The 25,097-nt window shown below is 59.8% G+C and carries 20 protein-coding genes; 4 read left to right on the top strand and 16 right to left on the bottom strand.

Annotation, left to right across the window (positions count from 1 at the left end):
* Positions 1-15: 15 nt before the first annotated feature.
* On the bottom strand, positions 16-2,154 hold the full coding sequence (locus tag AU381_RS27530; protein ID WP_064244755.1) for a caspase family protein: 2,139 nt from the start codon (positions 2,152-2,154) through the stop codon (positions 16-18).
* Positions 2,155-2,289: 135 nt separating this feature from the next.
* On the opposite strand from AU381_RS27530, the gene AU381_RS29310 reads away from it, so the two are divergent.
* The 4 genes from AU381_RS29310 (at position 2,290) to AU381_RS27550 (ending at position 6,980) form a co-directional block, all read left to right on the top strand.
* The gene (locus AU381_RS29310; RefSeq protein WP_082910398.1) at positions 2,290-3,798 is read left to right on the top strand and encodes a radical SAM/SPASM domain-containing protein; all 1,509 of its coding nucleotides are present in this window, start codon (positions 2,290-2,292) and stop codon (positions 3,796-3,798) included.
* Positions 3,799-3,887: 89 nt separating this feature from the next.
* A complete protein-coding gene (locus AU381_RS27540) occupies positions 3,888-6,194 on the top strand; it encodes a type VI secretion system Vgr family protein (RefSeq protein ID WP_064244757.1) in 2,307 nt (768 codons plus the stop codon).
* 10 nt (positions 6,195-6,204) lie between these two features.
* Positions 6,205-6,630: a DUF6484 domain-containing protein gene (locus AU381_RS27545; RefSeq protein WP_064244758.1), complete on the top strand. Its 426-nt coding sequence runs from the start codon at positions 6,205-6,207 to the stop codon at positions 6,628-6,630.
* Positions 6,630-6,980 carry a hypothetical protein gene (locus AU381_RS27550; protein WP_064244759.1) on the top strand — a complete coding sequence of 117 codons (351 nt, stop codon included), beginning with the start codon at positions 6,630-6,632 and terminating at the stop codon, positions 6,978-6,980. Before AU381_RS27545 ends, AU381_RS27550 begins: the two co-directional genes overlap by 1 nt.
* Positions 6,981-7,002: 22 nt before the next feature.
* Here AU381_RS27550 and AU381_RS27555 read toward each other — a convergent pair whose 3' ends face one another.
* Genes AU381_RS27555 through tssC form a run of 15 tightly spaced genes read right to left on the bottom strand, consistent with a single transcriptional unit; the run spans position 7,003 to position 25,095 of the window.
* Positions 7,003-7,935, bottom strand: coding sequence for a hypothetical protein (locus AU381_RS27555; protein ID WP_064244760.1), 933 nt, complete (start codon positions 7,933-7,935; stop codon positions 7,003-7,005).
* On the bottom strand, positions 7,935-8,891 hold the full coding sequence (locus AU381_RS27560; RefSeq protein WP_064244761.1) for a DUF4150 domain-containing protein: 957 nt from the start codon (positions 8,889-8,891) through the stop codon (positions 7,935-7,937). Before AU381_RS27560 ends, AU381_RS27555 begins: the two co-directional genes overlap by 1 nt.
* Positions 8,891-9,913: a beta-ketoacyl synthase N-terminal-like domain-containing protein gene (locus tag AU381_RS27565; RefSeq protein ID WP_064244762.1), complete on the bottom strand. Its 1,023-nt coding sequence runs from the start codon at positions 9,911-9,913 to the stop codon at positions 8,891-8,893. Before AU381_RS27565 ends, AU381_RS27560 begins: the two co-directional genes overlap by 1 nt.
* On the bottom strand, positions 9,910-11,010 hold the full coding sequence (locus AU381_RS27570; protein ID WP_064244763.1) for a DUF2169 family type VI secretion system accessory protein: 1,101 nt from the start codon (positions 11,008-11,010) through the stop codon (positions 9,910-9,912). The genes AU381_RS27565 and AU381_RS27570 overlap by 4 nt, the downstream gene beginning before the upstream one ends.
* Positions 11,010-11,567, bottom strand: coding sequence for a type VI secretion system-associated protein TagF (tagF, locus tag AU381_RS27575; protein WP_064244764.1), 558 nt, complete (start codon positions 11,565-11,567; stop codon positions 11,010-11,012). The genes AU381_RS27570 and tagF overlap by 1 nt, the downstream gene beginning before the upstream one ends.
* On the bottom strand, positions 11,549-15,076 hold the full coding sequence (gene tssM / locus AU381_RS27580) for a type VI secretion system membrane subunit TssM (protein WP_064244765.1): 3,528 nt from the start codon (positions 15,074-15,076) through the stop codon (positions 11,549-11,551). Before tssM ends, tagF begins: the two co-directional genes overlap by 19 nt.
* Position 15,077: 1 nt before the next feature.
* On the bottom strand, positions 15,078-16,397 hold the full coding sequence (icmH, locus tag AU381_RS27585; protein WP_064244766.1) for a type IVB secretion system protein IcmH/DotU: 1,320 nt from the start codon (positions 16,395-16,397) through the stop codon (positions 15,078-15,080).
* A 5-nt stretch (positions 16,398-16,402) separates the two neighbouring features.
* Positions 16,403-17,737: a type VI secretion system baseplate subunit TssK gene (gene tssK, locus AU381_RS27590; protein WP_064244767.1), complete on the bottom strand. Its 1,335-nt coding sequence runs from the start codon at positions 17,735-17,737 to the stop codon at positions 16,403-16,405.
* A 16-nt stretch (positions 17,738-17,753) separates the two neighbouring features.
* Positions 17,754-18,212: a type VI secretion system lipoprotein TssJ gene (tssJ, locus tag AU381_RS27595; RefSeq protein WP_064244768.1), complete on the bottom strand. Its 459-nt coding sequence runs from the start codon at positions 18,210-18,212 to the stop codon at positions 17,754-17,756.
* Positions 18,212-19,456, bottom strand: a complete 1,245-nt coding sequence (gene tagH / locus AU381_RS27600; RefSeq protein ID WP_064244769.1) for a type VI secretion system-associated FHA domain protein TagH — start codon at positions 19,454-19,456, stop codon at positions 18,212-18,214. The genes tssJ and tagH overlap by 1 nt, the downstream gene beginning before the upstream one ends.
* Positions 19,450-20,517, bottom strand: coding sequence for a type VI secretion system baseplate subunit TssG (gene tssG / locus AU381_RS27605; protein WP_064244770.1), 1,068 nt, complete (start codon positions 20,515-20,517; stop codon positions 19,450-19,452). Before tssG ends, tagH begins: the two co-directional genes overlap by 7 nt.
* Positions 20,481-22,355, bottom strand: coding sequence for a type VI secretion system baseplate subunit TssF (gene tssF / locus AU381_RS27610; RefSeq protein ID WP_064244771.1), 1,875 nt, complete (start codon positions 22,353-22,355; stop codon positions 20,481-20,483). The genes tssG and tssF overlap by 37 nt, the downstream gene beginning before the upstream one ends.
* Position 22,356: 1 nt before the next feature.
* Positions 22,357-23,121, bottom strand: coding sequence for a type VI secretion system baseplate subunit TssE (tssE, locus tag AU381_RS27615; protein WP_064244772.1), 765 nt, complete (start codon positions 23,119-23,121; stop codon positions 22,357-22,359).
* Positions 23,108-23,557, bottom strand: coding sequence for an Hcp family type VI secretion system effector (locus AU381_RS27620; protein WP_037382687.1), 450 nt, complete (start codon positions 23,555-23,557; stop codon positions 23,108-23,110). The genes tssE and AU381_RS27620 overlap by 14 nt, the downstream gene beginning before the upstream one ends.
* A gap of 29 nt (positions 23,558-23,586) precedes the next feature.
* A complete protein-coding gene (gene tssC / locus AU381_RS27625) occupies positions 23,587-25,095 on the bottom strand; it encodes a type VI secretion system contractile sheath large subunit (protein ID WP_064244773.1) in 1,509 nt (502 codons plus the stop codon).
* Positions 25,096-25,097 lie beyond the last annotated feature (2 nt).

The raw sequence follows: 25,097 nt of genomic DNA on the forward strand, positions 1-25,097 counted from the left end.
TTTATGAGACCAATCTCAAAGTCCGTTTTGCTGAACGAATAGTTCAACCTCTCCTTCGACCGCCTCTCGTGTGGCATCATCCAGTTTTTCGCCAATGGACGTCCTGGTTTGCTCCGCCCCTTCGACCTTGAAACGGGTCGCCAGCACTGCGTTGAAATATGCCCGGCGCAGATCCGGCTTTCCGCGAGCGAAGGAGCCTTGGGCGTAACCTTTGGCAAGTTCGAGATACGCGTCCTCAAAGCCCCGGCGAGCCGACAATTCAAACAGTGAAAGTGCGCGTTTGGTATCGCGGGATACCTTGCCATCGCCTTTCAGAAGGAGACGGCCTGCGTAAAGTGGCGCATACTGGTTGCCCATCTCCGTCGCGCGGAGCATCAGATCGAGACCCCGTTTGACATCCTTGGGCACGCCCTGGCCGCTGACATAGGCACGACCGAGGCTGCTTATCGCATCGATCTGTCCGGCATCGGCTGCTGCGGCGTAAAGCTTTGTCGCCTCGACATCATCCTTCTTCACACCTGTGCCGCGGCGGAAGCTGTCGCCCAAAGCATTGATCGCATTCGACCAGCCGCTTGATGCTGCGAGTTTGTACCATAGAATCCCTTCCTCGGGGATTTTTGGTACGCCTTGGCCGCGTATGTAAGCTGCTCCAACGTTCGTCCTTGCTCTGAGATTTCCAAGAGACGCCGCCTTCATGTATAGATCGAAGGCGCGCTTGTAATCCACCTCGCGCCCCAACCCGACACGCGCCATGTATCCGAGATTGACGAGTGCGGCGCTGTATTGCTGCTCGCCCGCGAGTTCATAGAAGTGTTCTGCCCAGTCATAGCGTCGGGCTATTTCCAGAATCCGGCCGAACTGGTACTGCAGACGCGCATTTGTGGGATTTGCAGCCAGAGCGAAGCCACAGGCTCGCAGTCCATCACGAACATTCACGAGGCCGTTCGTGACACCAGGAACAACACGTTGTGGGTCGTTTGGATCGGCTGCGTAGAGGTCGCAATCCGTTACAAGAGTTTTCATTCCGCTGACTGTAGCCGGCATTTCGCGTGGCCAGATACGAAAAGTCTCGCTTACGGCGCGCTCGCCGGCCTGCTGAAAAACAAACTCCTCACCAGCGGCTGCAGTCTTTGCACTCAATGGCGCCTCGGTGGAAATCGGTGTCGCAGCAAGTGCGCCAGTGACAAAAAGCCCGCGCTCATGCAGGGCCGCAATCTGGAGTTTGCTGCGTTCAAGTGCTTCCGCCGCAAGCTGGCTCGTGGGAAATGCCTTCACGAAGCGTTCGAAATCCGTCGGGTCGGGACTATCCTGAATGAAGTGCCAGAGCACCCGATCGAGCGTCAGTTCCCCGTTGCCGGCCGAGCCCTCGGGTGCCGATTTAACGTCGCCCGGTCGAAAGACAAACCTGGTCTCGATCGAGCCGGTGATCCACGGTATCTGCGATCCGTTGGTGGCGACGCGCACGTCTCCGCGCACTGTCCTGAATGTGTCGTAAACGTCGAGTCCCGGCTGCTGGAGTGCATTCGCAAGCGCCGACGAATAAGGGCTGTTCACGCCCGTGCCGTCATAAGCCACTTCGCCGGCGCCTGTGGCGAAGGCGATGAGAACCTGGCCTGCGCCGGCCTCGATATTCGCCAGACCCTCCTCCAGTCCCTTTTGGGCTGTGAGGGGATTGTTGCGGCAGGCGTCGAGGATGACCAATTTGACACCAACCGGATCGTCCTTGACGATGTCGATGAGGGAATTGAGGGCGATGGCGTCATCAATAACCTCCTTCGCCGATCCCGTTCTTACATCGACGGGTAGTAGCAGGTTTCGCCCTTCATGCTGCAACGCGTGCCCCGCATAGTAGAGAATGGCCATGTCGGCGCCGACAAGATGGGCGCGGATTGCACCTTCGAGGTCGTCGACGGCTGCCTTCCTGACGTCGTAGAAAAGCAGGACATCGAACCCAAGCTCCGTCAGCGTCGCGGCAATCAGCTTGGAATCGTTTTTTGGATTTGCCAGAGGCGCAAACTCGTATTCACCGTTCCCAACCACGACAGCCGCTCGCCGTTCCGCGTAGGCCGCCGATGAGAACGCCACCAAGAAAAGCGCCACCACCGGGATCAGGAAAGTCCATCTAAGCCGCAAGGAAGAAATTTTGTGCGTCATTGGCCGGTAAGCCTGATTGTTGGTTTCGATCTCTTGATCAGCGACAAGATTTACATGACGTTATAGTAATTCAATTTTTGCAGCTTCGCATGCGGGAAAAAGGATCAAAGCCTAGGGGGCATTTCCAGAGGCGCTATGAGCATTCAGACCGAATTTCTGGCCGGATTTTTGGAAAGACAATCTGAACGTGCAAAGCGTTACCGCCTAGCTCTGCGCCAAGAAGGCGGCGAAATCGGACCAAATCGCGCAGAAAAGCATGCGCGGTCGGCTCTCGAGCAGGAATTTCCGCTTTCGGACGGTCCTGGACATATTCTTGGACATCGCTTCGTTGAAGCGGTGCTGGCAGACGGGGAGGCCTATGGGTTGGCCGCCGCCGTTGCCGGACTACTGGCAATCGAATTTGAAAACTGGAGCGCCGCCAAAGAACTAGCGGAGCGCAGTATCGCCGCCGATCAGCATGATATCTTTGCTCAGCGATTGTTGCTCGCTGCCACTGAGAAGAGCTTCGATCTATCTTTGTCAGCTGACGAATGGCTGCGCGGACGCTTTTGCAATAACCCCTTCGAGGAAATCGAAATACGCGCGAACGGCGCGGTTCATACCTGCTGTTCGGCGTGGATGCCAACACCAATTGGTTCCATTTATAAGGATGAAACCAACGATTTCTGGAACTCGTCACGGGCCCAAGAAATCAGACGTTCCGTATTGGATGGAGATTTTTCGCACTGTAGCCGCACGAACTGTCCAAAGATCGTCAACCGAACACTTCCTCTCAAAGAGGAGCTAACGTCTCCCCTGCATCGCCATTGCGTCTCTGAGAGAGAAATTGTGGTGGACCACAAGCCGCGTCGAATTCTCCTTTCAGAAGATCGCTCTTGCAATCTCTCGTGCCCTTCCTGCCGAACGCATTTGATCCAGTTGGGGCATCGGGAGTCCGAGCAACTGGATCGACACTTCGACCTCAAGATACTGCCCCTCTTGCAAGATGCTGTTCAGATTAAAGTCACGGGTAGTGGCGATCCCTTCGGAAGCCGCCATTTCCGTTATGTGCTTAAACGGCTTACCCAGATTCCCGCGACGACGCGGCGCATACAGATCCAAACAAACGGCCTGCTTTGCAACGAAAAAGCTTGGAAGGAGCTGGGTTTGGAAGGCCACGTCAGCTCGATATGGGTTTCCGTGGATGCCGCAAAGGCCGAAACATACAGAGTTGTCAGGCGGTTGGGCTCCTTTAAGAGTCTTCTGGTCAACCTCGACTTTTTGGGACAGCTGCGCGCGGAAGGCAGGATTGACCAGTTTCGCTTGGATTTTGTTGTTCAGGCCCGAAATTTCCGTGAGATGGCCGATTTCGTTGATCTTGCAAAGAGCGTGGGTGCCGACGGCGTTCACTTCCTGATGATACGCAATTGGGGAACGTTCACGCCGGAGGAATATCGACGTCAGAATATCGGCTCTTCCAGCCATCCTAACTATCAGGATTTCCTAGCAATGCTCCATGACCCGCGCCTTTCCTCTCCTTTTGTCGATTTGGGAAACGTGAGAAGAGTATTTGATATTGCTCATAAGCCGAAATGGTTCGGCACCAACATCAGTTCTTGGTGGCGGAATTTCAATCCATTTCGATACTTCGCCCATCGAGTATAGATAAGCATGCATCTTTCGAGGCGGCTGCTCTTTATGGTAGATTGATCATTAAAGACTGCCGGCGTCACGAGACAGGGGGCACTCTCCGCATGGCCGAAGATCGCAAGACAATCGTCCGGACGCCACTCGACCCCGCGACGCTGACCTTCACACATCTCATTGGCCACGACGAAATCAGCCGCTGCTTTGCGTTCACCGTCGGATTTGTCAGCTCCGACGAGAACGTCGACCCACTAAAACTCCTGGGAAAACCAATATCGGTCGAGGGGGAAGCCGGGGATCCCAAACGCTGGTTCAGTGGGCTCGTTACGGATTTTCGCCTGATACGCATTCAGGAAGGGTTCGCATACTACGAAGCGGAGGTGCGGCCGTGGCTTTGGCTGCTGGGTAATACAACCGATTGTCGCATCTTCCAGAACATGAGTGTCGTGGAAATCGCCGAGGAGATCTTCTCGAAATACAAGCCGGCCAAATTCGAAAAGCGGCTGCAGGGTTCTTACGAGGCGCGGGAATACTGCGTTCAGTATGACGAAACTGACCTTGACTTCGTGCAACGCCTGTTCGAGCACGAAGGCATCATGTACTTTTTCGAGTATGGCGACGGCGAGCACACTCTCATCCTTGCCGATGCCATGAACAAGCTGAAGCCTGCGTCCGGTTATGCCACGGTCAAGTTCCGCGCCGAAGGCGAACCGATAAGGCGGGACCAGGAATATATTACCGAGTGGGTGGCGACCAGTTCCGTCCAGCCAGGCACCTACGCCCATACGGACTACGATTTCACCAAGCCTGCCGCCGACCTGATGGCACAGTCGGCGCAGCCCTTTGCTCATGCGGAAGCAAAGGGAGAGTATTATCGCCATCCCGGTGCTCATCTAACTGTGGGGCGCGGCGACGCGATCGCCGTCGTGCGTCGCGAGGAAATTCAGGCTGCGCATCAGCGCATCGCCGCCGCCGGCACGGTGCGTGGGCTGGCGTCGGGTTGCACGTTCAAACTGGAGGATTTCCCCCGCAAGGATCAAAACACGGAATATCTCGTCCTGCACGCCGACTATCGCCTGTTTGATCCAGGCTACCGCCCCGCTGCTTATGCGGGCGAAGAGACTTTCCGCGCGAGCCTACAGGTCGCGCCGACTTCCCGCACTTATCGGCCGCCACGGGTCACGCCCCGGCCGATCATGCGAGGTCCGCAAACGGCAACGGTGGTCGGGCCCTCGGGTGAGGAAATCTTCACTGACAAGTACGCGCGGGTGAAGGTGCAGTTCCACTGGGACCGTCTTGGCAAGAAGGATCAGAACAGTTCGTGCTTCGTGCGGGTCTCTCAGACCTGGGCAGGTGCGGGCTGGGGGTTCATTCAGATCCCCCGCATTGGCCAGGAAGTCATCATCGACTTCCTTGAAGGAGATCCCGACCGGCCCATCATCACTGGCAGGGTCTATAACGGCAAGGAGATGCCCCCATACGGGCTACCGGGGAACGCCACACAGTCGGGGCTGAAGACGAATTCCTCGCCCGGCGGCGGAGGTTGGAACGAATTACGCTTTGAGGACAAGGCGGGATCGGAAGAAGTCTATTTCCAGGCGCAGAAAGACAATAATCTGCTCATCAAGAATGACCGAAGCAAGCTGGTCCAGCACGATCAGTCGGACCGCATCGACAACAATGCCAAGCATTCTGTTGGGGTGAACCTCGATGAGGACGTAGGCAACAACAAGACGACGAAGGTCGGCGTGGACCGCACGGTCAACATCGGCTCCAACGATACCGAGACGGTCGGGACCAACCGCTCGCTCACCGTCGGAGTGGATGAAACGATCAGCATCGGCTCGAATTCCACCGAGACGATTGGCTCCAACCACACCCAGACCGTTGGCATCGTCCAGACAGTAACAGTCGGGGCGGCCCGCATCGACACAGTCGGAGCCGCGGAAACTAGAACTGTCGGGGCGGCACAGATGAACACCATTGGCGCGACGAGGTCGGTAAGTGTGGGCAGCAGCCAGAGCCATGACATCGGTGCGTCCGACCGCTGGGAAATTGGTGCCGACCAGAGCGTTGAGATCGGCGGCGGACAGACAAGCCAGATCGGAAAGGGTCGCAGCGCGAAAATCGGCAATGACGATGCAACGCAGATTGGGGGCGCCCGGGCGGTGAAGATCGCGAAGGGCAGCGCCGTCGAGGTGGGCGAGGACGGGCTGATCAAGATAGGAAAGGATCTGCTTATCGACGCCGGCGATTCCGTCGTCATCAAGTGCGGCTCGGCGGCCATTGCAATGAAGAAAGACGGCACAATTTCGATCGAAGGCAAGGATATTACTGTGAACGCCAAGGGCAAGTTCAACGGCAAGGCTTCGGGCGAGGTCGTTTGGAAGGGCAGCAAGATCAATCATAATTGAGGGGCATCTGATGTCGGATACACGGGAGCGTATTGAAGGAGTAGTGATCGGCATCTTCTTGGGCTTTGAGGCAGGCGCGCCGCTCGTGGTCTTTCCCGGCAATCCTCGCGAAACCGCACTGCCTGCGCGCACCCTGGCCGACCTTTCATCAGCGATGGTTGGTGCCGAGGTCGCGCTGCTCTTCGAAGATGGAAAGGCGACACGGCCACTGATCGTTGGCCGGATCGTGGACCCGGCGCGCAAGACTTCGACAATCAATGTCGTTCGGGATGGAGAGCACGTGCGGATTATTGGAGAGGAGCGCATCGAGCTTCGTTGCGGCAAGGCGACGATCATCATGGAAAAGGACGGTCACATCACCATCCGCGGCACCTATGTGACCAGCCACGCCAGCGCCGCAAACCGCATTCGCGGCGGATCGGTGAACCTTAACTGATGCCGGCTGCACCCATCCTTCGCGAAATTGTCCGACAGCATGCCGAAATGGCCGCATTCCTGTGGACGCAATACGACTGGCATCTGCTGCATCCGGACGAGAATCCGGACATGGACGAGGCTCGGCTGGCGCGTTTGGTCGAGCGGCTGGAGGCGCATCTCGACGGATTGAGGGTGGCGGGATCGGCGGGATTGGAGATTGCTAAGGAGCGCTACACCGAGTTTCCGGAAGTGGGCGAGTTGTTTGTGGTGAGGATGCTGAGTGGCCCCCCGGATTTGCGGATACGCAATCTCGATCTCGGCAGGGTAAGGCGCTATTTGAGCATTAATGTGCGTGGGAGCGGACACTGAAAGGTGCTCGAAGATTTTATCCTCAGAGGAATTCACGGGTCATATCGATCCGGCGAACGAAGAGACTTCCGTCATAGCCAAACTCTACCCCTGACCACTCTCGTCCGTTAAACGCGAAAATTTCTTTCCAACCTACTGCGACAAGAAAAGCCTCCGTGGCATGCATGGCATAGACGAAACCAAGTGATCTGAAAGGCACCAGCTTCATCTCCTTCTGGATGTAAAGCCCGTACTCATCATCGCCCCAGTATCGGTTCCCCGCGAACTCGCATATCGAGTAAATCTGCGTCCCTGGTCCGGCGATCTCGGTGAGTTCTTCATTTGCGTAGCGAGCGCAGAAGCCGTTCTCGCAGCCGAGATACACGTCGCCGTCACGCGCGACCTGCAAGGCGGAGATGCTGTGGTTGAACCCGAGAGAGATTGGGCGCCAGCGCAATCCATCCAGGTGAAGCAGTGTCCCGTGGTCACCCGCCACGTGGATCAGCTCAGGCCCCGGACCGTGCATGGCACGCAGAAACGCTGTGGTTACCGCTTTGATCGGTACCCATTCGGTGCCCCGCGCAAAGCAGACAGTTCCTTCGTCCCCGTAGAGGTAAACAGTGTGTTCATCCAGATGCCAGAGTCTGTTAGTAAACGCCTCCGGTCCTTCAGCGGTTGCAATGGTACCGTTGCTGAGGTGATGTGTCGTTCCGCCTACCTGCAATGCGATATGTTCGCGCGAGGACAGGCTGACATGGGAGAGAATGAGGTCCTCGATCTCCAGCAAGACCTCGTAGCGAATCTGCTCGGCGAGTGACATCCGCACCAGGAACGACCGTCCCGCCTCATTGTTCTGATCACTGAGCTGAACCGATGCGCAGAAGAGATCCCGTCGGAGGTGAAACGCGCTAATTGCCTCGACATCGATCTCGTCGGGCGAATAATCCTCGAGACGCGGCTCTGAATCGTCCGTCATCACCTACCTACCGTCATTGCATTCAGTTCGGTCTGCGTCTTCTTGGGTCGGACGACGTCTTGGAGATAATTTATCATCACAAGCCGTAGGCATTCAATTATGTCATTGGCGTCCTTCGGCGGCGCGTTCTTTATTGCGGGTTCGTTCTTCGCCACTGCAGCAAGGGACTTTTCCATCGCATTCTTGAGCGAAGGCTTCCTGCGTCGCTTCTTTTCCTTTCGGAAGAAGTCGGCCTCTTGATTGGTCTTCAGGTTGTGGGGCGTTCCCTTTTTGCTACCTGAGCCGCTCTGAAAGCCTCCCCCCTTCTTGTGCTTTCGCGAGCGCATGCAAATACACGGCGCGGTCTGGTTGTCGTACTCCTTCCACCGTGTAAAGGACTTGTTCTCTTTACGGCTGCTCTGAAAACATCCGACGCGTACGAAGTGCTCGGACTCGTGTCCCGGGGGGCACTTTGCCTTCGAATGCTGATGGAGACGGATCTGATATTTGTTAAGGAGAGTTTCACACTTCCGACCACCGACTTTCAGCCCGGCCATATGGGGCCATGTGACCGTGTTGCCGGTCGGGGAAGCATGATTGTTGGTCGCGAGATCGGTGAAGCGAATTACCGGCTCCCCGTCGAACTTGACGTCATTCGACCAAGAGTGAAAGTACTCCTTTCCGGTGTTTTTTGACGTGATTATGCCCTTCTTGGCCGCGCAACCCGCCTCTGTACCTGATGTTCTCGACAGATCAGACTTGTTTTTGATGTTAACGGTCTGGCCGCCGATCTTGACTGTACCAGTCCCGTTTTCAGTGTCTGAGGCAAAACCAAAACTAGGATAGGGGATCGGAACTCCGGGTGGGGTCGCGGGATTTTCCGGCGGCGTAAAGCAGACGTCAGGAAAGACTGCAATAGTTCTGGCGTTCACGGCCTTGCCGGAAATCTCGAGCCCATTGGCGTAGACGTCACCCATCAGGCGGGCCTCGCCGTAAAGAGTGCGGCGCCGCAGGCTCCGGAATCGCTGGAGGCTTCGATCAAAACAGGGTGGCCGGCTGCGTAGCCCTTGCGGGCGGCGGTGAGAGCCATGCCAATCATTACAGGTACGGCGGCCGCACCGACATTGCCCAGGCTTTCTCCGGGCGACCAGATGTCCTGGAATTCATGACGGCCGCGCAGCAGGCGCAGGCTCGACAACGCAGATTGCTTGAACCAAAATTGTTCGCCGATCAGGTCGGCGATGCGGTAGCCGAGCCGATTCATTTCGATGGAGGCTTCATCGAATGCGGCGCGATAGGCAGACGTCATGCCGTCGCCGCGTAGAGGCAGGTCGCCCGGGTTGTAGATGAATGCCTGCTCGCGGGCGAGACCGAGCCCGAAAAGGAGAAATCCGCTGTTTTGCGAGCGGGTGCATAGCACGGCTGCTGCCGCCTCTCCAGGAATGAAGCCATTGGGATTGTCCGGGGTCAGGAGGCGATCATGGGCGAGGTAATGAGCAACGGCCTCCGCCGTCAGATAGCTGTCGACGCCGGCGATCATCACGTATGGCGCCTCGTTGGCCGCGAGCATCCGGCGTGCCTGCTCAAGGGCGACATGGCCGGAGGGGCGCCCATGGGCAACGATTCTCGAGCGGCCGTGCGGCGAACTTTCCACGATCTCCGCAATGCGACGAAGGAGTCGGGCGCCATCAGGGGCAGGGCGGCCCGGCCGATCCTCTTCGGCAAGGCAGAGAATGACCGCGGTCTGGTCGCGGGCCTCAGGCGCTGCCTCGAAGGCTTCGCAGATAGCACCTGCGGCCAGATGGGCCATGCGCTTTTCGCCTATCCAGCTGCGCGGCAGGGGCACCGGAGCACCGATCAGCCAATCGCCGCCAGATCCAAGAAAGCGCGTCTCCTGAAAGCCGTCCAGATGCGCCCGCATCGCCGCGCAGGCGGAGGGGGCGTCGAGGCCGACGGCTGTCACCATGCCGATGGAGACGATGTTGATCGGGATGCTCAAACCGCTTCGTCCTCGATTTCTTCTATCCCAGTGGCGCGGATGTAGCGTCGACCCGTGGCGCGCGCCCGCAGCATGGATCGTGTGGGCGGCCCAACCCAGCATTCGCTGAAGTCCAGGATTGTCCGGTGGATCCGCTGCGAGACCCGCCACACCAGCGAAAGGCGCCGGTGCTCCAGGTCGAACAAGACTGTGTCGGGCGGTATCGAGCCCTCGAAGGCCGCCTCAGACCCCCTGAACAGCGTCATTGGCAAGCTGGTGCTGGGGAGACGAAAGCTCTCGCGGCCCGCGGGGGTCAGGTTCACGAGCACCACCTCTTCGCCTCCCTTTGGTGTGCTGATCTGCTGATCGGGTGGCGCCATCTGGAAATAGCGCTCGTCGAAATCCGGCGGTAAGAACGGGAAGATGTTGTCGATCCAGTTCTGGTCATAGGTGCCGCCGAATTCAATTCTGCCCGGCCAGCCGCGCCCCATCGGGCCAAAGCTCATCGGCCGGTAGTCGCCGAAAGGCGAGCGGATGTCCTCGCCGATGGCTTGGGTGTTGGGCAATTTCAGTCCGGGGATAAGGTGCTGGTTCTTTGGTCGGGCCCACCCCGTGCCAACGGGATTGAGCTGATAGCTCGCGGGAAGCTTGTCGTCAGGATCGAGGTGGTCTGTGCCGCCCCAGGCTGTATCGTAGGAGAATGGCTGTCGCAGGAACGGCAACGGTGCCGTTGCGGCAAAGAGCGGCCCGCGGGCGCGCCATTCGCGGTCCCCCACCACGTCGAAGGTCTTTGACCATTCACCAAGCTTGATGCCGACGCGAACACGCTCGGCGGGACGTCCGCCCGGTGCATAGGCGCACCCATTAGCGATCACGTCGCAGCGCGGTTTGCGGAAGGCGAAGTCCGTCTCCCACAGAGTGGCCGAAAAACCCGGTTTACCGGTATGAGTATCGGCCATCACCAACGGCACCTGCTCGGATGATTTACGCACAGGACCGCCCGGCGTCTCGGGAAAGTCGAATGTCCCCTTGACGACGACGACGATGTACTCGTGCCCGGCCTGGTCCATGCCCATCGTGAATTCGGTCGCAAAGCCGGTCTGGTTCCAGATCTGCATCAGCCAGACCTCAGATCTTCGCAAAGGAGTTCGCGGAGCGTCAATTCGGGTTCGTCCGGGTTAACCTCGATCGGTTTGGACCCGCGAACCCAGAACACCATGCGCCGCACCAGATCGCCCTTGGCTGCGATTGCGGGAAAGGGAAGGGAGGTCAGGCGGGCGGCGAGGCCGTCGCCGTCGAGTTGACCCTCGCACGCTGATATTCCAGCTGCCTCCAACGAACCGAACCACTCCCCAGCCGCAGTCACAATATCGCTTGCCGCAACCGGAGGCGCAGCAGCAATCGTCAGAGGAAACGGCCGGCTGGCACGGTCGGCACTTGCCATAACAACGCCCGTCATCGGGCTCGTCATGGGCCCGAAGGCCTCGCTCCCGAGCAGAAAGCGCAAAACAGGATGCTCTTTGATCGAACCTTGCGAGAACCGATGAACCAGGTGTCGGCAGATCCAGCGATCCCATGCGCCAACGAACGAGGCGGGCAGGCCGCGCGTGACGAAATCCCCCGTCGTCGGTAGCTTTCCGAAGAACCCCGGCAGGATCAAAGCCGCGTCGGACACGTAAACCTCGCGAACATTTTCAGATCGTAGGGATTGGCAACGCTTGCGGCCCGAAGTTCAAAGTCCGCGTAATGACCTTGAGCGGCAAGCCGCAGCCTGTAAAGTTCAGGAAGCTCGGTCTTGGTCAAACGCCCCGCACGCAGCATCCTGAGCAATGCCCAGCTTCCTGTCTCGCTGACCATAACCTCGGGCGACCCGTCGATCGGCTGGAAGGCAAGGGTGATCACGCCGGTGCCGTCCTTGCCTGGCCAGGTCATCGGCTGCGGTCGAGTGGGGTTGTTGTAGTAGGAGAGGCTTTGCCCGTCGACGTTCAGCGTCACGCGGCCAACGGTCGGCGAAAGGTCCTTGGCCTCGAGCGTAAAGGTCAAGATCGGTCCGGCGCCGCCGGGGAAAAGACTGTCGCGAATTAGTCGACCCTGTTCCAGCGCCGCCAGAGCCGAGGAATCAAGCCGGATGTCGGAGCGCCACTTCCAGGGGTGCCGAGTCACGTCGATGTAGCTGACCAGGTGATTGTTTATGAAGCTGTCGATCAGTCCACCGGGACTGAAAATGCGGGCAAAGTCGACGACGTTGACATCGATTGCGCTCTCAGGAACGAACGGATAGCGGTTCGTGAGCGCAGCCTGGCAGAAGGGCAGGACGTCGGCGCGCCAGATGGCGTTGAGTTCTGAGGTCACCGCTTCCGTTGTAAGGCCGCTCGTGTCCCCGGCGATGCCCGCCAGCCAGTCGTCGAGCGGGTCGGGCAGGGTCGAGGCCTGCTTTGCCACAGCGCCCGTGAGTTCGGCCAAGCCGCCTTGCCGCTTGATTGCATCCTGGGCATCGGGGCTTGCCGATACGGTCTGCAGCATGTTCGAAAGCGCAGTAAGCGCCGCGACTGCATCATTGAGTGCTGGAGGTTGGCCGTCGACCTCGGCGATCGCGCCCTTGATGGGCTTGAAATGCTCGGCAACCAATACGCCCGAGAGATCCACTTCCGACTTCGAGCCGGCGGTGGGCATCAGCTTCACGCCTTTCTTGGCAAGCTTGCCAATCTTGCCAAGCTTCGACAAGAGCTTGGATGCTCCGGCCGGCGCCTTGCCACCGCCGTCGGACTCGGAACGGGTCAGTTCCGTCTCATGCACGATGGCGTCCAGCAGCCGCTTCATTGAAGAATCCGCGCTGGAGAGATCCTTGAGATTCTCGCTTGCCGTCTGCAGGTCTCCCAGTGGCGCGAGCCGGACATCGCGCAGGAAGCTGTCCCACTGCGAGATGTAGTCGTCGTAGTAGAGCTTGAGGATGTCCTGAGCAAGCGACGCGACCGACGGGCTGGCGCTTTCCGAGCAGCCGCCTGCGAAGACGGAACGGTCGAGTGCTGCCTGCGCGGCCACGTCTTCCAGCCTGGCAAGGATCACGTTATGGAAGCCCTCATACGTGAACGCCCCACTGATCCCTACTCTAAAGGTCTTCTCCGAGCGGCGAGCGAGAACTTTCGGGCCATTTGGGCCGACGTGATCCGCGGGGATCCATTCTTTCAGCGTCCTGACCTCCGGATCGGAGAGCAGTGCGTTATAGGCGCGCACGGGCAGTGGAATCGAGCAGATGCTGCGCAATGCTTCGCCTACCAGTGCCTCATCGGGAGAGATCAGACTTTGATCCGTAGCCATATTGGCGATCGCGGCGAGCTGATGATCGGCGGCCGTTTCCGTCCGGAATGGCGGCACGGGCGCGAATTCAGGCAGTCGCTCGGTCCACCATTGTTCGGCGAATTCGGGGTCCATCGGCGACAGCCCGGTCATCATGCGATACGTCTTCAGAGCGCCGAGCTGGAATTCCGGGTCGCGGATCTGGCGCCACATCGTTGCTTCGAGCAGCGCGACCATACGCGGTTCCAATATGTTTCGTAGTGTGCGGTCATAGGCGTCGGCCTGAGCCTGCCTGATCTCGGTCGCAGCGGAAGGGCCGATCAAGGCCGCAATTCCAGCCGGCGGCTCGCTATGGGCATTCGAAACCTCGGTGACGGCCTCGAGCGCCATATCGAGATCGAGTGGTTCGAGTGGCGCCTGACGTGCAGCAACCGGAGTGAGCGGCAATTGCAATGCTTCGAGCTGTTCTGCTTGCGCAGCAAGCGCCGCGTAATTCTTGCGATAGGAGATCGTGAAGATCAGACCGGCGACGAGCACCAATCCGGCTGCGGCCACAGCGGCGCCGCGCCATATCCAGATACGTCGTTCTTCTGCGGCGGGATCGAAAGTCCCGAGGCCCGCTTCCTTGAAGATCACTTTCGAAAGCAAGTCCCTCAGGAAAAAGCTGCGCTTCTCGGTCCGCGGCATGGGGGAGACCGGCTGTGCCGGCAGGCCGAAGGACGATGCGAGAGCGGCCGTCAGTCGATCGATTGCCGTCCCTTCTTGCGTTGCCGAGGTAAGATAAATACCGCGCAACCAGGCGCTTTCCGCATAGCGGCTTTCACCGAACACGGTTTCGACCAGAACGCGCACCGGCTCGGAAAGGGTCTCAACCTGAGCAGGGAAACGGAATATCTCCGCCCGGTCGGCAAGGTTCTCTTCGTCTTCGAGACGCGAAATGAGACGCCGTTCCAGTACACCGGTCAGCGCCGCGAATTCCCGTGAGACGTCACTGCCGTCGATGCGTGCTCCAGGCGGGAAGGTCGCTCCCCACACCTGCTCGCGATCGGACGTCGAGAGCCCCCCGAAGAAGGTCTCGAAGCCCTTTATGAGATCCGCCTTGGTTAGCATCAGGTAGACTGGCAAGCGGATCTTCAAGTGTTCCTGAAGCTCGGTCAGTCGTTTGCGGATCTGGCGACCATGTGCGCGGATAGCCGCATCGCCTTCCGAAAGCGTCTCGACGGAGAGCGCCACGATTACGCCGTTCAAGGCGCGACGGCCCCGGTGCTTCTTCAAAAGATCGAGGAAGCCCAGCCATTCGGCTGCGTCAACCTCGGGCTGGCTCTCCTGTTGAACGTAGCGCCCGGCGGTATCAATCAGTACGGCCTCTTCCGAAAAGAACCAGTCGCAGTTGCGGGTCCCGCCGACCCCGTGCAAATCGTCGGTGAGGTCGATAGGGAAACTCAGTCCAGACTGCCGCAGCGCCGTGGTCTTGCCGGTCGCCGGCGGGCCTATGATCACGTACCAGGGCATTTCCCTCAGAAACTTCCGGCCCCCGACCTTGCGACGCTTCAGTTCGCTCATCACCTCCTGAAACTTTGCCCCCACCGCGGCGACGCCCTCTTCTGCAGGGGTCGGCGGCACTTCCGGTTGGGGCGCGATTTCCGATACGAAAATCCGATTGGCGCGGATTGCCCGGCGCTGCGCCGCGATCCACCAGAGGAGAAACAGAAGGAGCAGAACGCCGATCACGATCAGCCGCACCGTCTCCGATGCTAACGGCGCGCTCTCTCCGACACTGACGATAGGGCCGAATATCCAGATGATCAGGGACAGCAGGATCAGGCCGATGAAAGTCCAGAGCCAGCGCGAGGTAAGGACAGCCCAGAGAAACCGGAATAACCTCATCTCAGAGCCTCTTTGCGATCAGGAGCTCGATCCTGCGGTTGGCGGCCCGGCCTTCGCGAGTATCATTCTTCGCCAGGGGCTGCGTTGCCGCACGTCCTTGCGAGCGCAGGCTTTCAGCAGGCACGCCGCTGGCCGCCAGCAAAGCAGCAATCGTTGCAGCGCGGGCCTCGGACAGGCCCTGGTTGTTTGCCAGGGGATTGGTAGCTTGAAGTGGAACATTATCGGTGTGACCGACGATCGTAACACTTCCGATCAATTCAGCATTATCCTTGAGCACGGCAGCAATTGAGGCGACGAGCGGTTCGAAGCTTTTCGTCAATTCGGCCCGTGCAGACTGAAAAAGTTCCGGATTGCTCGATTGAAGCAGGAGTGTCACCGAAGAGGCGTTTTCTTTGCCCTTCAACGCCGGGAGAAGAGTAGGAGGCGCGGCGGCCCGAAATTCGGGCAAGAGCTCGAAGATGACCGGTTGCACCGGCGGCGCATCCGGCGCTGGCGTGCGCCTGTTTGGCCGATAGATTTCGGCCCGCTCCGGCGGCGGTAGTGACCGAACGAGGGTCGCCAGTTCCTCCGCCTTGGCTCCCAGCCGCATCGATAGCGGCACGTAAATTGCGGTCGCAAGCATCACCGCCACGACTGCGAGCACCCAGATCGGAATGGCGAAGCGGGAAGGTTCGTCGGCTGCCATGACGCCCTCCCACCTCGGTGAGAGCGGCGCACTCTCGCCATCCGCGTCCCGCAGGAAGCGGGCAGCTGCCGCGCGCACAGCGTTCAAAGAACGGTCACCTGCACGCCCCGGCACGCGATATTTGCCTCGGAAGCCGAGCGCCAGGCAGAAGTAGTGCAACTCGAGCAGTTCACGGTCGCGGCCGGGATGGCGTTCCAGTTCCTCCAATCGGGCAAAGAACTGTGCGCCCGCATCCACGTCTCCACGGAGCATGACGACGAGAGGCTGGCGCGGCCACGCGCTCGAGCCGCCCCATGGCGTGTTGAGCGCCAGATCATCGAGAAGCGAAGCGACGGCCCAGGCGGCGGCGTCTGCCCGAGCCAGGTTCGCCCCCGCGGCAACGGCGGCATCGCGCGCTGTGACCAGTTCCTCCATCAGCCTTGTTCTGAGCGCTTCCGGATTGCCCGGTGGCAAGGCATTCTCAAGTTCGGGCGCAAATTCCAGGAGCGTGGCGAAAGCATTGATCAACGTGTTGGGATGGCATCGCGCGCGCCTGGTCAAGGGACCGGTCGCAACGGTTCGCATTGCGCCGGGCGGCGGGCGGATACGCGTGCGGCCCTGATCTTCCGATAGGCCGAATGGGTCCTCACTTGCCATGGGCGCTACCTGCTTACCGAATAGCAGTCTACTTGCGGCTCGCTGGGCAAAATACCGGAAACGCCAATCACGAATCCCGGCGAACGAAGAAGTGATTCCCAATGCTCGCTGCGCTGATCCAGCTCCAGGCAGAGACGGTCCCCGTCATAGGGAATTTCCCGCGGCTGCGAGTGAAGAGGCTTGAGGCGAATGCCGGGCAGTCGAGACTTCCACAGCGCCTCGAATTCGTCCGCAGCACCGACGGTCACCTGGTCGACAAAAATCTTGCGAAGCGTATCCTCTGAGACATCGCATCCGACGCGTACAACGATGCGGCTCGTCGTCAGCAGTTCGGGATTGTCTATGCGAACCTTCCATACATTGGTCGCATGCTTCACGACGGGCAGCGCCCGCGACTTCGGCTCGACGTAACGCAAGCTCAGGATAAGGGACCGCAAGGTGTCTGCCAGCGCAGCAAAGGCCGGCCCGGGCGCCATATGCTCGTAAGTGGGAAGCTCCGTCAGTCGCCTGGAGCCTGAACCATATGTCGCCATTCGGCCAGCCAGTCCGCTGAGCTCGAGAAAGAGCTCGGCTGGATGAAAGACTTCCTGTGGGAGTATGTGGGCCAATCGGGGTCGAGCCGTATTGGCGAGATCGAGCACCAGCAGATTTTCTACGCTGCGGCCGGCGCCGCCGAGCACCATCTTGCCATGCGCCTCTGCAATGCGGTCGAGCCCGGTAATTACCTCCTGCAGGAGCTTGCCGTAGAAGGGCACAGCACCGGTCGTCAGCGCCGGCGGCAGGAAGGTTTCAGCGACCGCAACGCTTCCATCTGCCAGCAATCCATTGACGCTCGTCACAGGCATTGCCGTGTAGCCGCCCGTCGCCTGAGCCGGCGATAAAAGCAGGGCTTGCGGTCGGGCGATCTCAATCTCTTCAGCATCGGCGCCGCCATGGACGGCGTCGCGGATCCACTCGATCCGCCCGCGATATCGCGCTCCGGTCGGTTCGCGATGAGCAGGATCGAAGCTGGCTTCGCCAGGCGGCTCCACTGGCAGAGCGAGTTGCACCGCACCGGCCCCCATGTCGCGCGTTATCGCCAACGGTATCGGGGCGTCCATTGTTTCGGGTATCGCGAACGGGGTGCCATCCGGAAAAATGCCCCGCGCCGATGACAGGGCAACCCGTCCGGCTTCGAGTTGTGCGGTATCGAGCGCGAGAGACCTGAAACCGAAGGTCTGGAGCCGGCCAGCCTGCAGCGCGCCTCGCATCAAGGCTTCGGTATAACGATCCTGCTGCTGAAAATGCTGCGTGCGGAGGAAGAGCCCCTCCAGCCATACCACCTTATTCGCGTCCGTCATGCTGAACGCCCTCCATTCAGGCGAGCGCGAGCGTCATACCGCCGCGGTTGAGAACTACTTTCGCCGTGACACTCGATTCCGGTTTGATCGGGGCGGTTCTTCGCCAGGTGCGACCACCCGGTTCCCGAAACAGAGCGACGACACCGAGGTAGGTGGCCTCGGGCGGAAACGCGACTGTCTTCGAGGCGGTCTTGCCGGGGGCGATCGTCAGTTGATCAGACCCCACGAGGTCTGCGCCGAGTGCGGTAGCCGGGTCTTGAAGAGCAAAGCTATCCGCAGCGTTGAATTTTCCAATATCCTTGAGCCTGAGGATCAAGAGGGTGACCGGACGCTCCCCGCCGTCGGCGGCAAGGTTCATGCCTGCCTGTCCCACCGCCGCGACGGTCACGTTTGAGGATTTCGGCGGACCACTCATGCAGCCCGATATCAGGCCTGTCGCGCCAATCACCACAAGAAAATCGCGTCGATGCAGCATCAGTCGTTCTCCCTCTCTTCATAACCGTCCCGAAAGTCGCTGCCGATCTCGCCAAGAAAGCGCGTCGTCGCGCTTTTGGCAATTTCTCGATAGCGGTTCTCATAAAGCTCCCAGAGTTTCGCCCGCCGTCCACCGGAAAGCAGCGCGTCCAACGCCGAGCGCGACTTCAGCTCGCCTTCAAGTGTTGCCGGGTCGAAGCGCTCGATCATCCTCGCAAGCGCCGCCTGGACGCCGCGCCACGTTCTCACATGGTGGTGGGCGAGGTCGCGGATGGAGCCGCTGATCGCCGCCTGTGGAGGAAGGAAGCCGACGCTGCGCTGGGCTAGAAACGTTGCGATAACATCGTCCACCGTGGGCAGGAATTTGAGAGGGTTGACATCGGATGCTCCCACTACTGTCTGAACGACCCGTGCCTCGTTCTTTTCCTCGGAACGCTTGCGCAGGAGATGCATCAGTCCTTCAAGCATCATCCGATATTCTCGGCCGAAATTCTCCATCTCGGCGGCCGGGTCGAAGGCCGGAAACTCGCTGGCGCTCAGCCCCAGCCCGCGCAGGAAGGCTTCGCGCAGATCAGGTTCGGAAGGAGCCGCCATTGTCGGGGCCGGCTTCGCCTGCTGTCCCGGGACGGGTATCGCCGTGGCCTGGGTTTCCGAGACGGGCGGCTGCGGTGGTGGGCTCGGCCAGGGAAAATCCCAGGACTGCTCGTGTTGGCCCGATGTCGATGCCGGGTCGAGGCTGAATGGATCGTCAAACATCGGTGGGCGTTTTACTGCATCACCTTCGTCCGGATCGGCCGGTTGTTCAAATGGATCCGGCAGCCCGGCTGGTCGTTGGGGAGGTGGCGACGGCTCGCTCCGCCCCGAGAAGAACGTGTCCTTCTCGAAGCCGATGGGCGGCGATGCCTTCTGTTCGGGAACCCGCTCAGCGGGTGCGGCTTGGAAGTCGACGCGGATGACGTAATTGCCGAGTTGCAGCCGAGCGCCATCGTGCAGTGGGGCGGAATTCCCCGCCCCGAGCGGAGTTCGGGAGCCGTCGATGAACAGCCCGCCGCTTGATGTGTCGGTCACGAGATACTGGCCGCGAACGCATGCGATCGTGCAATGAGCCCGAGAGACATACATGTCGGGGTCGTCGAGCCGCCAATCGGCCTCGGCGCTGCGGCCGATGACAAGCTCGCCCTCGACGAGGCTCATCTGGCGAACGGCTTGCATTTGGGGCGATTGCTCGAGAGTAAGGATCAGCATTCGGCAGCCTCCAGCATTTCGGGCCGCCAGCCATTGACCGTGCGCATGCAAAGATCTTCTGCGTCATCGCGATCTTTCCGTGGAGCGACCCACGCCGTGTGCCCGACCCGCGCTTCTCCCAGACGTGCCGAAGGAACTTCATCCCGCTTGAGCACGAGCCTGACGTCGACGTCGAGCCCGTATCCCACCAGCTCCCCGATCGCTGTTTTCAGGGTTTCGCACCGTTCGCTGCCGGGGAGGAAGGCCATGTAGTCGGCAAGCGTTAATGGCCCCAGGCAGAGCTCTAGTCTCTGCTGGCGTTGGAATATCCGGGGGCCGATCGTGGCGCTTCGGCCAAGTCGAACATGGACGCTGGCAAGTCGGGACTGAAGCCCTACCGGTATGGCGGTCCAGGTGCCGACGAATTCCCGAAGGCGCACCGGGACTTTCAAGAGGTCAGCAAGAAACCGAGTGAGTCTCTCGGGCCCTTCTATTTGATTGGCGAGCGCCGGCGCATGACGTAGCTTGGTTTCATTGATCAAGGAGGGCTCACCGTGTCCTTGACCACTGAGGCCGAGACCTGCCAATCCGGCCCGCAACGCGCGAATGCGCCCGCCGCCTGGCCGCCCGACCTGCACCGCCGGATGAGCATCCGCCCACGCGCGGTAAAAAAGCGCGATCATTCGATGCTGAAGGATGTTCACAAAGTCGATAAAGGTCGTATCGCTGATCTCACGCATGTCGGCCGTTGTGAACCAGCGTTGCGAAAGGCGATCCAGCACCCAACGTGTCAGGTAGAGAGGCATCGGACCTTCTGGCCCGAGTAACCCGATATTTGTCACGGTAACCCGGGCTGGCGCCTTTTCAGTCGCCATTTCGACGTTTGCGACGTCCTGCACCGCGAATCCGAGCCGCACATGCTGTCCAAGCCGCGCTGGCTCCCGATCGGGTCGCCCAGCCTGGCCGAAGAGCCTTCCGCCCCCCTCCAGGCGCCTGAGGAGCTCGAAAAAGTCGAACTCCGTCGGGAGTGGCCTGGCGTCCTTACTCAGATCAGGTTGCGATTGCCCGGCATCATTGGCCATGGCACATCCTCCTGCTTCTGGATCACTCGCGCGCGGGTTCGCACGAACGCATTGATCGACGCATAGCGGGAAAAAAGTTTCGAAAGCAGGCCGGAGAGTAACAACGCGCTGTGCCCGGCAAGCACAGACTGGTCGATATGAAGGGTGACCTCGGTGCCCCGCCCGAAGCACATCGGCCCCGGAATGGGGAGGCGTTCGATCACAGACCTCGACTCGACCCTTGCAATCGCGCGGACATGCCGGCTGAGGCTGGGATCTCCGCGGTGCGCGTAAAGCTCAAGCATGGCGTGAAGCGGGTCCACCCCGCGGCCTTCCTCTGCCAGGCTGAGAAAATTGAGCGAAAGCTGCGCCACCAGCCTCCAGGCAAGCTCATCAGCTCGCGTGGCATCCACAGCTCCAGCCGGAAGCGTGGCTGGAATGGAAGGCACCGGCGGCCGCACTGCTCCCAGAAGCCGGATAGTCTCGACCGGATCGCCGCTTTCGAGGGAGAGCGACGGTGTGTCGTCCAAAATAGGCAGGTCACGATTCGTGCAGAGCGCCGTCACCTCGATTCGTTTCGGTGGCCGCGCCGCCTTCGAGTGGGCGGGACGCGAAAGCGTCACGAAGACATCGTCACCAATGTAGGAAGTCCGGGTTTGCCCCTGGCGCAGCTCGTCTTCGTTCGGTCGCCGCGGGCGGCGTTCGGTAAAATATACATAGCCGTTCCCCCGATTCTGGCCCAGGCTGAAGAGCGCCGGTATCTCGGCGTCCGCCCCACCGACGTCAGCATCTTCGACCCGGATCGGGCGATAGATCTCGAAATCGCTTGGGCGGGTCCGATCGGCATGGAGCACCTGCCGTGTGCGCCTCGGATCGAGTTCGATGACGTTGCAGTTACGCTCGAACAGATTGATGATCGGCGTCGCGAAAAGCTCGAGATCAGTTGCTGCGATATTAGCGAGCTCGGGGGCGGTACGCCGCAGGACAAACACCAGTTCGAGCCCAGCTTCACAGCGACGGACGACCGGCTGCAGCCCTCTGACCCGCACGAAGTGGAATCTCTCTGGCGCGACGAAGTATTCGCGCAACAGCCTGTACCCCTCGAAAGTTTCGCGCGTGCGCGGCAGAAGCGCCTCCTCATCCGAGATTCCGACCATCTCCGGCTCGGCGAGTGCGCTCAGCGGATTACCGCGTCCTTCCGGGCGAGCGCCGGTGGCACAGCAGGCACCGAAGAGTGTATCGAAGAGCGAGGGTGCCTTGCTCTTTTCAGCGAAACAAAGATCGAGGCGATCGAGCGACAAATCGCTGAGCCTGCCTTTGCCGGTTCGTGTGAAGACGATGCTCAATGCGGCCACGCCGGATTGTCCGCCGATCGAGCCTATCCCCGCCGATGCGAGCGCGCTTCGATCCTGGATGTAGGTGGCCGAGCTGATCGTCAGCGGCCAGAGCACGACGTCCTGTGCGGTGGTATAGATGCACCGTGTCGAGATTCCGGGGCGGGCACTCGAAACCAGCCGTGTCCCACGCTTGACGAGATGTCCCCCAGTCATGGTTTGGACCTGCTGGCCGGGCTTCAGCAAAGCCATGCCGATTGCCGGTGCCGGGCAGACGAGATCGGGATAGAAATTCTCGAGCACGCTTCGGGAGAAACGTGCGCTCTCCGCGTCCACTTTCTGGCGGGTGCGAGCGGCGAGATAGGCCACACCGTCGAGAAGGCGTTCGACATAGGGATCGGGGCAGGGGACTGTGTCCAGGGAAAGATTACGAGCGATCGAGGGATGCATGTCCGCAAACTCGGCGGCGAGAGCGCGGATATGTGTGAGTTCTTCCTCATAATATTCCAGGAAGACTCGGTCCATGTCAGGTGTCCTTGAGCTCGGTGCGTGCCGAACCGTTCTCGAGATCGAGCACGGTTCGAAGGCGTAACCGTTCCGGCGCCGGCGAGGTGAGCAGCAGCGCGTCAATGTCGATCCTGAGACCGATGGACCTGTCGCCGAGACTGACGGTCACCTTTGTCGCGCTTTCCTTTAGCCGAGGTTCAAATGCCGCAAGCACGTTTCTGATTTCCGTGGCCAGTTCGTCGCGGTCAAAATCGCGAGACGAGCGGCCGGAAAAGGGGGGCACGCCATAGTTGACAACGCTGCGGCGCACCTCCGGAAAATCCTCGAGCGAAGGAGGGTTGTCCCCAGCCTGATCGACCTCGAATTCCGTCAAGAGTGGTGAGGATTCGAAGCGCTGTGCATTAAAGAGCGCCTCGATGTCTCGCCGAACCGCTTCACGCAAAACATCGGTCGAGACGACAACGCCGCGGCTTTCCAGCTCTGTCCGGCGCCAATCCAGCGAGACCAGTCGGTGCAGGCTCTTCTTTTGCTCGGGGCTCAAATCTGTCGCCGCGTCGATCTGGCGAATGCCGGCGGCAATCAGCGCTTCAAGCCGTTCGCCGTCTAATTCGTTCTGCAAAGCCTGCCGAAGCTGCTTGATTTCCGAGCTTAGCCCCGGCAGGTCATTGACCAGCCGATCCCACAAGGATGGCTGGATCGCCTCGCGTGTCGCCCGAAGGTTCCCCCCGGGCGGTCTCGCTTCCCTTCCAAATCCTTTCTTTTGCCAGCTGTCACTTGCCGACATAGACATCCATCTCGACCTCGTCCTTATCGTCGTAATTGAAATTGATGTTCTTGTAAGCGAAGCCGACGCGCTCCTCGATGAGGTCTGGCTCTTCCTCGCTCGGCTTCATGACATAGCTGGTTACCGATGCGTCTTTTAAGGTGATGACCAGGTAGTCGCTTGTCTCGCCTTCGATCGTTCTTCGCGCCGAAAACTTGACTTCGTCGAGGAGTGTGTTGTCGAAAAGTGCCTTCTTCAGATACGGCGATGACTTGTCGTAGTGTTTGATGAAATTCACCATGCCCAAACTGACGCGCCCCCTCCTCGACAACGAATTGGGATCGAAGGGAGCCTGCATTTCAAACTCTACGCCGTGGACTTCAATCTCTTCTTCGTGGCCATCCCGGATGCTTGGCCCGGTAATGTCGGGGACCTTGAGAAATCCATCAATTTTCATGAATAACCTCCATCGGCTCTCTGGTGTTTTCACGACTTCATGGACGGCAGCTCCGATACGAGCCGGAGCGAAGCATTGATGCCTTCCAACTGGTAATGTGGCCGCAGGTAGAACCGGGCATTGTACCAGCCCGGCCGGCCCTCAACGCTGTCAACCTGGACTTCGGCTGCCGCGAGCGGCCTCTTTGCGCGGGCCTTTTCATCGGCAAAGGCGGGATTGGCGAGGACGTAGCGATTGATCCACTCCGTCAGCCAGATTTGCATGTCAGCGCGTTCCTTGAATGATCCGATCTTGTCCCTGGCGATCGCCTTCAGGTAATGGGCAAAACGGGAAACCGGGAACAGATAGGGCAGGTTCGCGCTCAGCCTTTCATTGGCCTGAGCGTCCGGGTCGACCAGCCGGCCCGCTCGCGTCTCATCGTCCTGCAGCGAATGGGCACCGATGAAGGCGGCAATATCGGTGTTCTTGCGATGCAGTATCGGCATTAACCCGAGCTTGGCGAGCTCGGCCTCGCGTCGATCGTCGATCGCAACCTCGGTCGGGCACTTCATCGCGACGGTGCCGTCATCGGTCGGAAAAGTGTGGACCGGGAGATTGATGACGGCGCCACCGTTTTCAACACCCCTGATTTGGGTGCCCCAGCCGAAGAGCTTATGGCTGCGGTTTATATTCACTCCCATCGGGAAGGCCGCATTCATCCAGACATATCGGTGATGGTCGCCCTGGACCTCTTCTTCGAAGGCAAAGCCCTTCACAGGAACCGTTTCTGCTCCATAAGGCAGTCTCGCCAGCACCCGGGGCATTGTCAGTCCGATGTAGCGCGAGTCCTCGCTCTCGCGCAGTGACTGCCATGACGCATAGGCTGGAGACGACACGATCTGTTGCAGGTCCTGCGGGTTCGGCAGTTCCTGCCAGCTCTCCATACGGAACAGACGCGGGGAGGCTGCTGCTATGAAGGGCGTGTGTGCCGACGCGCAGATGCCGGACATATTGCGAAGGAGAGCGACATCCTTCGGATGATTTGAGAACTCATAGGCGCCAATCAGGCATCCGTACGGGTTGCCACCAAGCATCGAGTATTCGTCGGTGTAGACTTTCTTGAAGATGGGACTTTGGTCCCACATCTGGCCTTCGTAATCCTCAAGGGTATCGGCCAGTTCTTCCTTCGAAATGTTCATGACGCGGATCTTCAGCTTCTGATCCGTCTCGGTGTTGTTGACGAGGTACCACAACCCGCGCCACGTCCCTTCCATCTGGAGCACTTCGGGCGCATGTAGAATCTGGTTGACCTGCTCGGTCAGAAGCTTGTCGATGCCGGAGATCAAGGACTTGATTGACTTGATTGCGTTTGACGAGATGACAGCCGAATCCGAGCGGGACCGCGCGGCAAGCGCCAGATTCCGAACGAGGGCCTGAAGCTTCTCGCTATCATCCTTCTTGACCTTGAAGTCCTTTTCCAAAAGATCGCTGAATTCCCCGAGGTCGACGCCCTCCGCTTCCGCGACACCAGCAGCGGCGGTTTTTTCCTGTTCGGCCATGG

This window comes from Sinorhizobium glycinis (genome assembly GCF_001651865.1).
GTDB lineage: Bacteria > Pseudomonadota > Alphaproteobacteria > Rhizobiales > Rhizobiaceae > Sinorhizobium > Sinorhizobium glycinis.

What these genes read in the sequence shown, in the direction of transcription:
- AU381_RS27530 (WP_064244755.1), bottom strand. Translation starts at nt 2,154, where the DNA reads ATGACGCACAAAATTTCTTCCTTGCGGCTTAGATGGACTTTCCTGATC.
- AU381_RS29310 (WP_082910398.1), top strand. Translation starts at nt 2,290, where the DNA reads ATGAGCATTCAGACCGAATTTCTGGCCGGATTTTTGGAAAGACAATCT.
- AU381_RS27540 (WP_064244757.1), top strand. Translation starts at nt 3,888, where the DNA reads ATGGCCGAAGATCGCAAGACAATCGTCCGGACGCCACTCGACCCCGCG.
- AU381_RS27545 (WP_064244758.1), top strand. Translation starts at nt 6,205, where the DNA reads ATGTCGGATACACGGGAGCGTATTGAAGGAGTAGTGATCGGCATCTTC.
- AU381_RS27550 (WP_064244759.1), top strand. Translation starts at nt 6,630, where the DNA reads ATGCCGGCTGCACCCATCCTTCGCGAAATTGTCCGACAGCATGCCGAA.
- AU381_RS27555 (WP_064244760.1), bottom strand. Translation starts at nt 7,935, where the DNA reads ATGACGGACGATTCAGAGCCGCGTCTCGAGGATTATTCGCCCGACGAG.
- AU381_RS27560 (WP_064244761.1), bottom strand. Translation starts at nt 8,891, where the DNA reads ATGGGTGACGTCTACGCCAATGGGCTCGAGATTTCCGGCAAGGCCGTG.
- AU381_RS27570 (WP_064244763.1), bottom strand. Translation starts at nt 11,010, where the DNA reads ATGCAGATCTGGAACCAGACCGGCTTTGCGACCGAATTCACGATGGGC.
- tssM (WP_064244765.1), bottom strand. Translation starts at nt 15,076, where the DNA reads ATGAGGTTATTCCGGTTTCTCTGGGCTGTCCTTACCTCGCGCTGGCTC.
- icmH (WP_064244766.1), bottom strand. Translation starts at nt 16,397, where the DNA reads ATGGCAAGTGAGGACCCATTCGGCCTATCGGAAGATCAGGGCCGCACG.
- tssK (WP_064244767.1), bottom strand. Translation starts at nt 17,737, where the DNA reads ATGACGGACGCGAATAAGGTGGTATGGCTGGAGGGGCTCTTCCTCCGC.
- tssJ (WP_064244768.1), bottom strand. Translation starts at nt 18,212, where the DNA reads ATGCTGCATCGACGCGATTTTCTTGTGGTGATTGGCGCGACAGGCCTG.
- tagH (WP_064244769.1), bottom strand. Translation starts at nt 19,456, where the DNA reads ATGCTGATCCTTACTCTCGAGCAATCGCCCCAAATGCAAGCCGTTCGC.
- tssG (WP_064244770.1), bottom strand. Translation starts at nt 20,517, where the DNA reads ATGGCCAATGATGCCGGGCAATCGCAACCTGATCTGAGTAAGGACGCC.
- tssF (WP_064244771.1), bottom strand. Translation starts at nt 22,355, where the DNA reads ATGGACCGAGTCTTCCTGGAATATTATGAGGAAGAACTCACACATATC.
- tssE (WP_064244772.1), bottom strand. Translation starts at nt 23,121, where the DNA reads ATGTCGGCAAGTGACAGCTGGCAAAAGAAAGGATTTGGAAGGGAAGCG.
- AU381_RS27620 (WP_037382687.1), bottom strand. Translation starts at nt 23,557, where the DNA reads ATGAAAATTGATGGATTTCTCAAGGTCCCCGACATTACCGGGCCAAGC.
- tssC (WP_064244773.1), bottom strand. Translation starts at nt 25,095, where the DNA reads ATGGCCGAACAGGAAAAAACCGCCGCTGCTGGTGTCGCGGAAGCGGAG.